Origin of the sequence: uncultured Aquincola sp., assembly GCF_964001545.1 — a bacterium.
Lineage (GTDB): Bacteria > Pseudomonadota > Gammaproteobacteria > Burkholderiales > Burkholderiaceae_C > Aquincola.
This window is the reverse complement of sequence record NZ_CAXFDV010000781.1, coordinates 1-2,660: the sequence shown is the minus strand read 5'-3', so window position 1 is coordinate 2,660 and position 2,660 is coordinate 1. Positions and strand designations below refer to the sequence as shown.

Below are 2,660 nucleotides of genomic sequence, written 5' to 3'. Positions count from 1 at the left end.
TCCATTTGTCGTGCTCGCCGAACCAGCCGTTGATGTGGATGGAGCTGACGCTGCAGTGCATGCCCTCTTCGCGCATCACCCGCACCACCTCGTCGATGGCAGCGGGCGGCAGGTGGCTGAACTCGCTGTGGTCGATGGCGATGTCGGTCACCCGGCCGGCGCTGTCTTGCGCCAGCGTGGCGCCCGGCACCTCGCGCAGCACGCGGGCGGCAGCGGCCTGCAGGCGCGGCGTGTTGGCCGCGCGGGTGGCCTCGTCCTGCGCGTACACCGTGCGCCAGCCACCGGCCTCATGCACCAGCGCCACCGCGCCGTTTTCGGCCACCACCGCACGCAGCGGCCAGGTGGCGGCCCGTTCGCGGCTCCAGCCCAGCGGGCGGCCGGTGATGGCGATCACGGGCACGCCGGCCGCGTGCAGGGCCTGCAGCGCGGCCAGCGCGGGCGGGTCGATGGCGCCCCCCTCGGTCAGGGTGTCGTCGATGTCGGTGAACACGCCCAGCACGTCGGCCAGGGCTTCGGCCGGTGCGGCCGACCAGGAAAGTGAGTTGCTGCTGTCAGGCATCCGTGCAGTCTTGCACACACGATTGACCCGGAACGCCCGGGCTTTTCCCGCGGCTTTTGTCACGGCGCCCATTTCCCGGCTGATTACAATCCCCCCATTCCGAGGAGCGTTGCAAGGCACACCCTGTGCCCCAGGCTCGGACCCCGCTTCGGCAGCCTTGCCGCCAGCGGTCAGCAACAGCGCTCACCCGCACGTGTCGTGGCCTGGGTGAGTGGACACACCTCTCCCTTGTGCACGATGCGGCGGGCCCGTTGACCTGGAGCCCCTATGAACGCCGTACTCAAGCCCACCCAAGACCACGCCATCGCCGATCCGTCGCTTGCCGCCTGGGGCCGCAAGGAAATCAAGATCGCCGAGACCGAGATGCCCGGCCTGATGGCCATCCGCGAAGAGTTCGCCAAGAGCCAGCCGCTCAAGGGCGCGCGCATCACCGGCTCGCTGCACATGACCATCCAGACCGCCGTGCTGGTGGAAACGCTGCAGGCCCTGGGTGCCCAGGTGCGCTGGGCCTCGTGCAACATCTTCTCGACGCAGGACCACGCCGCCGCCGCGCTGGTGGACACCGGCACGCCGGTGTTCGCGTACAAGGGCGAGACGCTGCGCGACTATTGGGACTACACCCACCGCATCTTCGAATTCGGCGCCAAGGGCACCGAAGGTGAAGGCCCGAACATGATCCTGGACGACGGCGGCGATGCCACGCTGCTGATGCACCTGGGCCAGAAGGCCGAGAAGGACCTGTCGGTCATCGCCAACCCGGGCAGCGAAGAAGAGCGCGAGCTGTTCGCCGCCATCAAGGCCAAGCTGGCCGAAGACGGCAGCTGGTACACCCGCAAGAGCGCCCAGATCATCGGCGTGACCGAAGAGACCACCACCGGCGTGCACCGCCTCAAGGAGATGAGCGCCAAGGGCACGCTGCTGTTCCGCGCCATCAACGTCAACGACTCGGTCACCAAGAGCAAGTTCGACAACCTGTATGGCTGCCGTGAATCGCTGGTGGACGGCATCAAGCGCGCCACCGACGTGATGATCGCCGGCAAGGTGGCCGTGGTGGCCGGCTACGGCGACGTGGGCAAGGGCTCTGCCCAGGCCCTGCGCGCGCTGAGCGCCCAGGTGTGGGTGACCGAGATCGACCCCATCAACGCGCTGCAGGCCGCGATGGAAGGCTACAAGGTCGTGACCATGGAGTACGCCGCCGACAAGGCCGACATCTTCGTGACGACCACCGGCAACAAGGACGTCATCCGCCATGAGCACATGGCCGCGATGAAGGACCAGGCGATCGTCTGCAACATCGGCCACTTCGACAACGAGATCGACGTAGCGTCGCTCGAGCAGTACCAGTGGGAAGAGATCAAGCCGCAGGTCGACCACATCATCTTCCCCGGTGTTGATGGCAAGCCGGGCAAGCGCATCATCCTGCTGGCCAAGGGCCGCCTGGTGAACCTGGGCTGCGGCACCGGCCACCCCAGCTTCGTGATGAGCTCTTCGTTCGCCAACCAGACCATCGCCCAGATCGAGCTGTTCACCCGCCCCGACGCCTACCAGGCCGGCCAGGTGTACGTGCTGCCCAAGCACCTGGACGAGAAGGTGGCCCGCCTGCACCTGAAGAAGGTGGGCGCCATGCTGACCGAGCTGACCGACGCGCAGGCCGCCTACATCGGCGTGCCCAAGGAAGGCCCGTACAAGCCCGACACCTACCGGTACTGACATCGGCCCGCAATGGCTCCAAAATGGCGCCATTGCGGAACCGAGGCAGCCATGAGCATCAACCTGTCCATCAAAGGGGTGCCGGACGCGTGGGCACAGCGCCTGCGCGAGCGTGCGGCGCGCCATCACCGTTCGCTGCAAGGCGAGCTGATGGCGCTGCTGGGCGCTGCGGTGGGTGACGACGCACCCGCGCCGTCGGCCGGCTTGCCGGCTGTGGCCGCTCGGCCGCAAGCGGCGCCCGCCGTGGGCTCGTTGACGCTGGATGAACTGGCCCTGCGCGCCCGCAGCCGCTTCAGTGGCATGGCTGCGGACAGTGGCCGCTCGGCCGACATCGTGCGCGCGCTGCGCGACGAGGCCGATGGCCGCTGACACCGCGCCGCGCACGCTGCTG

At 68.1% G+C, this 2,660-nt stretch carries 3 protein-coding genes and 1 riboswitch; of the genes, 2 read left to right on the top strand and 1 reads right to left on the bottom strand.

Annotated elements, in window-relative coordinates:
- Nucleotides 1–559: HAD hydrolase family protein (locus ABNT58_RS27185; protein ID WP_348756500.1), on the bottom strand; the 559-nt coding region annotated here is incomplete at its 3' end.
- A gap of 95 nt (nt 560–654) precedes the next feature.
- Nucleotides 655–751, top strand: a riboswitch (S-adenosyl-L-homocysteine riboswitch).
- Between the two features lie 75 nt (nt 752–826).
- On the opposite strand from ABNT58_RS27185, the gene ahcY reads away from it, so the two are divergent.
- The gene (ahcY, locus tag ABNT58_RS27180; protein ID WP_348756499.1) at nt 827–2,269 is read left to right on the top strand and encodes an adenosylhomocysteinase; all 1,443 of its coding nucleotides are present in this window, start codon (nt 827–829) and stop codon (nt 2,267–2,269) included.
- A gap of 51 nt (nt 2,270–2,320) precedes the next feature.
- Complete coding sequence (locus ABNT58_RS27175; protein ID WP_348756498.1) at nt 2,321–2,638, top strand: hypothetical protein; 318 nt, start codon at nt 2,321–2,323, stop codon at nt 2,636–2,638.
- Nucleotides 2,639–2,660: the final 22 nt, after the last annotated feature.